The following is a 4,625-nucleotide window of genomic DNA, read 5'->3' on the forward strand; positions in this document are numbered from 1 at the left end:
CAGGATATACTCCACAAAAGCGTTTAAACTCTTCTGGATTCAAATTTTTTACTTTTTCGTAAGTCATTGTTTTTCTGAGTGTTTTACTTTATTTTACATAATCAGTTCCTATTTTTGCAGGAGGTCTAAGGTGCCGAATTTCTTCGATACTTGCTCGATGATGATACTCACGGTGACTAATCCTCTGGCAAAAAATGTATAGGGTTTGACCGTATTTTAACTATGATTCAATCTCACTCGTATTAAAATACAATTACATTTTACAAGATAGCAAGAAAATTAAGTTTCGATTCGGGAGATTACTGGTTATAAACGGAGACTAAAAAGATTAAACAGCGATAAAAGCTTACTATTACTCTTTTTCGCTGTTTTAAAGGCTTAATTAACTAATTTTGTCCCTTAACCACCAGAAACGCACTGGAGAAGAGAGACGACTGAGGCAAAAATGGACTATTCTTTATTGACAATATTTAGCTTTTTTATCGGAATTATCGTGGGATTAACGGGAATTGGCGGTTCATCCTTGATTACACCCCTATTGATCTTTGTATTTCAGGTTCCCGCTACCACCGCAGTGGGTTCCGATGTGGTAGCGGCCGGATTGATGAAAGTGGTCGGCACTGTTCGTCACTGGCAACAGCAAACGATCGAGTTAGAGGTGGTAAAATGGCTAGTAATTGGCAGTGTACCCGGTTCTATGTTAGGATTAGTCGGTTTTCGCTATTTTCAGCAGAATAGCTCCCTCAATCTCGATCAATGGTTGCCTCATATCATCGGTCTTGTCTTGATGATCGTAACCGTCCTAGCGGCCCTAGAACTACTAATCTCCTTATTTTTTCCCGATTTGTCCCCTTGGTCCTGGCCAAAATTAGATTTAACCACTCGCTCCGGTCAGATAAAAACAACGGTATTAGGGGCAGTTTTAGGCTATCTAGTCGGTTTAACCAGTATTTCCAGTGGTTCCTTGTTTGCATTGGTCTTGATGACCTTTTTTCACCTTGATTCTCGCAAATTAGTCGGTACAGATCTATCGCAAGCGTCCATCCTCTTAACCTGTACTTCCATCGGTCATCTGGGATTAGGAACGGTAGATTGGAATCTGGTACTTCCCATCTGGTTAGGTGCAATACCGGGGGTGGTAGTGGGAGCAAGATTATCGGAATATTTGCCCAAAAATGCCCTAAAAATACTGCTTTATACGGTTCTAGTCACGGTCAGTTGGCGCTTACTCCAACCCACCTAATCCCCAGAGTTTACTCGAAAGTCATCATGCTACCGATCAACAGATCGGGACTGGTGGCGACAAAATAGATAATTCCCGCACCGAGAATAACGATCGCTAAACTAAATAGTACCACCCATCGATCGGCTGGTTCGTAGGTATCTTCATCTATATCTCGTCTGACTGTAAAATAATGGGCCGTGGTCAAAAATACGGTCAATAAACCCACTAAAGCAAACATTAAGCCTAATTTCCAGCCATAACCGGGACGGGGAACCAGGGGAGGATGAAAGGCCCGTAAACGCAGGATAACCATACCAAAACCCATTAATGCGATCGCCGTTCGCATCCAAGACAGATAGGTGCGTTCATTGGCCAGATGATCGCGGACTCGATTGGGATTGACTTTTTTCGGTTCAATGCTTGTCTTGCTTTCCGTCACTGGTGATTTAAGAAAAAATAACATGATCGAGATGACTAGGGGTCGGTTTCAAGTTGACCGCTTGAGAAGATGATGTTATTGTATGGCACTTGAGTTATAGATGGTATGGAAAAAATCTAAAATCTCTTTTTAAATGTATTTGTATTGAATTGGAAATTAAATAGGGTTGGCTAAATAAATCTAAAAACATTGTTCGATAAGACTTTTAGCCCTTTTTGAAATCCAAAAGTACCGGACATTGGAGTGATCGGGGGGAAAATTCCTGGACTTTTTCCCTGAAAATGGGTAAAACCCTACACCCTACACCCTACACCCTGCCCCCAGGAAAAACTTTTTGCCGCAAACCCTAAATAGATTCTGCTTGTTGCTGAAAAAGCGTCCATCCATAGCTTAAGGACAAGGCCAAGAAAGCGAGGGGAAGACTTTCCTTGATTATAAATACACCCAAACCGATCAACACACAGGGGACAAAGTGGCTGCCGTGACTGGTAATTAAATTAGCGATCGCCGGTAATTGGGTTAACTGATGAGCAGTAAAACACCAAACACCCACCAAGATCAGAAAAACGCTGACGATAGTGACTAAATTTGGCCAGGTATTACTAGCAAACAGCGGCAGATAAATGCCGATATTATCGCTGCCATTGGCGATGGTAATTGCCGCCACAGCACCGGTTTGAGGAGAAAACCAGGCCGCCAAAGGAGAAGACGCTGCTGATCCTACAGCCACCTCCAGATGATTATCCGTCTCGGTTTCTTCTCGCTGCCAGAGACTCCGAATCCCGAAAATCACGGGTAACAGGCCGAGAAAACGAATCCACTGAGCTGGAATCAAGAAACTCCCGAAAAAGCCAGTTAAACTGGCCAAAATCAGCAGGATAAAGCCTAAATACTGACCAATAACGATATGACGACGGCGAAAAAGTTGATTGACTTGGGTAAAAAGAATCGTCAAAATCAGGATGTCATCGAGATTGGTGGCAATAAAGGCCGCTATTGCTGTGGATATGGCAGTAATCATGGTAGTCATAGGATTTTTTTCTTAATCGGGTCTTCTGATCTCGATCGCCCTACTTCCACTCTAGAAAGAGCCATTAATAAAATCAAATATTCTTTCTTGTTGATTTAATAAATTAAAATGATGGAAAGACCAATAGAGACGGAAAACCCCTTGCCATGGCCAGAATGACCCTAGATCAACTAGAAATCTTTCTAGCGACTGCGGAACATCTCCACTTCACCAAAGCAGCAGAAGCTTTATATATCACCCAACCGGCTGTCAGTGCCGCCATTGCCTCCCTAGAAAATGAATACGGGGTGAAATTATTCCATCGCGTCGGTCGTCATATCGAGATCACGGAAACAGGACGTTTACTGCAATTAGAAGCGCAACGCATTCTTACCCAGGTAACTTTGACAGAAAGGGGACTGGCGGAATTTAACGACTTGCAACGGGGAGAACTACAATTAGGGTCGAGTTTGACTATTGGTAACTATTGGCTGCCGGCAAAAATTAGCGATTTTCAGGAGCGCTATCCGGCAATTAAGATCAACTGCACCCTAGCTAATACGGAAGAAATCTGTCTGGGTACGGCTAACGGACGTTTTGACCTAGCATTAATCGAGGGAGAAGTCAAGAGTGATTTAACAAATTGTTTAGAACAGGAGATCGTCGGCAGCGATCGCCTATTAATTATTGTCGGACGTTCTCATCCTTGGTATAAAAGAGAAGCGATCGAATTACCCGAATTAGTGGAAACCCCTTGGGTAATGCGAGAATCGGGATCGGGAACTCAACAAAGATTCGAGGAAGCGCTACGGAATTGGGGTATCGATTTACGGACATTAAAGGTGACTTTGCTGTTAAATACCGGAGAAATGGTGAAGGCAATCATCGAGAATAGTTCGGCTGCTGCCGGTATTTCCGAATTGATGGTTCAAAAGGAATTACAATTAGGCACATTGCGATCGATTCGAGTCATCGATACTTCCGGTTTATCCCCTCGCTATCTCGAATTTACGCGCCCTTTTTTAAAAATAAAACACCGTCAGCGCTTTCAACCCCGCATCTGTCAAGTTTTCGAGCAGATGTTGTAATCTGATAGCAATCACCGAAAATTAACCTGAGCAAAAATAAAGATATGCAAGGGAAATTATCTTTGGCAAAAAAAGAGATTATAAGTAAGTAGTTATAATTAAATTGAAGATAGATTTTGCCTCTGATCCCCCCTGCCCCCCTCTCAGGGGTGTCTGACAACTTTTAACACCTACCTACTTACTAAATCTGGTTATTAAAAAATGATTATTTATTCTCACTTTTGCATGAGTGGCTATCCTGATATGTAGCCTATGCTCAACGGATTTAGTATTAGGTATAGACCTCGACCTAATATTATCTCAGGCAATTGGGGTTCGCCTATGAGCCAGAAGCTATAATTAATAACGTTTCCACCGATAGGAAAAAACAACTAAGTTTCTCCTGTTTGTGGAGATTTTAGATAGATAGTTTGATGTTCAACAAGAGGAAAATGGCATGAACACAAATCACAACCCGAGTTATGGCCGGTTGAAATGGAAACCGTTGTCGGCGCGCGAGGCCCAGCACCTGAACGAACAGGGAGTTTCATCATCAATCCCCCAGGGTCCGAAATTCCTTAACGAGCTACCCCCCGATAGCGCGGTGTACGAGCCGAAGCAGCCGATCACAAAGAAACTTAAAAAGCTCATCGACGATTACGCCTATGGGGGAGCCTTCCAGAGCGCGATCTTGAAGGTAAGACAACAGCGCATCCCCGAACTCGATCGGATACACAACCTCTGCCAATTTTACTATTAGACCTCCTGCAAAAATAGGAACTGATTATGTAAAATAAAGTAAAACACTCAGAAAAACAATGACTTACGAAAAAGTAAAAAATTTGAATCCAGAAGAGTTTAAACGCTTTTGTGGAGTATATCCTG

5 protein-coding genes are annotated in these 4,625 nt (G+C 42.6%); 3 read left to right on the forward strand and 2 right to left on the reverse strand.

Annotated features, from left to right (window positions below; translation table 11 throughout):
• The first annotated feature begins 445 nt into the window (after positions 1–445).
• Positions 446–1,243 (forward strand): sulfite exporter TauE/SafE family protein, encoded by a 798-nt coding sequence (locus IQ234_RS19930; protein WP_110579195.1) that lies wholly within the window; start codon positions 446–448, stop codon positions 1,241–1,243.
• 10 nt (positions 1,244–1,253) lie between these two features.
• Here IQ234_RS19930 and IQ234_RS19935 read toward each other — a convergent pair whose 3' ends face one another.
• Together IQ234_RS19935 and IQ234_RS19940 are read right to left on the reverse strand one after the other, a co-directional pair.
• Positions 1,254–1,688: a YidH family protein gene (locus IQ234_RS19935; protein WP_193958351.1), complete on the reverse strand. Its 435-nt coding sequence runs from the start codon at positions 1,686–1,688 to the stop codon at positions 1,254–1,256.
• A gap of 322 nt (positions 1,689–2,010) precedes the next feature.
• Complete coding sequence (locus tag IQ234_RS19940; protein WP_193958352.1) at positions 2,011–2,694, reverse strand: cadmium resistance transporter; 684 nt, start codon at positions 2,692–2,694, stop codon at positions 2,011–2,013.
• A gap of 146 nt (positions 2,695–2,840) precedes the next feature.
• On the opposite strand from IQ234_RS19940, the gene IQ234_RS19945 reads away from it, so the two are divergent.
• Positions 2,841–3,761 (forward strand): LysR substrate-binding domain-containing protein, encoded by a 921-nt coding sequence (locus IQ234_RS19945; RefSeq protein ID WP_193958353.1) that lies wholly within the window; start codon positions 2,841–2,843, stop codon positions 3,759–3,761.
• 436 nt (positions 3,762–4,197) lie between these two features.
• Positions 4,198–4,500, forward strand: coding sequence for a hypothetical protein (locus IQ234_RS19950; protein ID WP_228008634.1), 303 nt, complete (start codon positions 4,198–4,200; stop codon positions 4,498–4,500).
• Positions 4,501–4,625: the final 125 nt, after the last annotated feature.

Origin of the sequence: Microcystis aeruginosa LEGE 91341, assembly GCF_015206885.1 — a bacterium.
In the GTDB taxonomy this organism is placed as follows: Bacteria; Cyanobacteriota; Cyanobacteriia; order Cyanobacteriales; family Microcystaceae; genus Microcystis; species Microcystis aeruginosa_H.

What these genes read in the sequence shown, in the direction of transcription:
- IQ234_RS19940 (WP_193958352.1), bottom strand. Translation starts at nt 2,694, where the DNA reads ATGACTACCATGATTACTGCCATATCCACAGCAATAGCGGCCTTTATT.
- IQ234_RS19935 (WP_193958351.1), bottom strand. Translation starts at nt 1,688, where the DNA reads ATGTTATTTTTTCTTAAATCACCAGTGACGGAAAGCAAGACAAGCATT.
- IQ234_RS19945 (WP_193958353.1), top strand. Translation starts at nt 2,841, where the DNA reads ATGGCCAGAATGACCCTAGATCAACTAGAAATCTTTCTAGCGACTGCG.
- IQ234_RS19950 (WP_228008634.1), top strand. Translation starts at nt 4,198, where the DNA reads ATGAACACAAATCACAACCCGAGTTATGGCCGGTTGAAATGGAAACCG.
- IQ234_RS19930 (WP_110579195.1), top strand. Translation starts at nt 446, where the DNA reads ATGGACTATTCTTTATTGACAATATTTAGCTTTTTTATCGGAATTATC.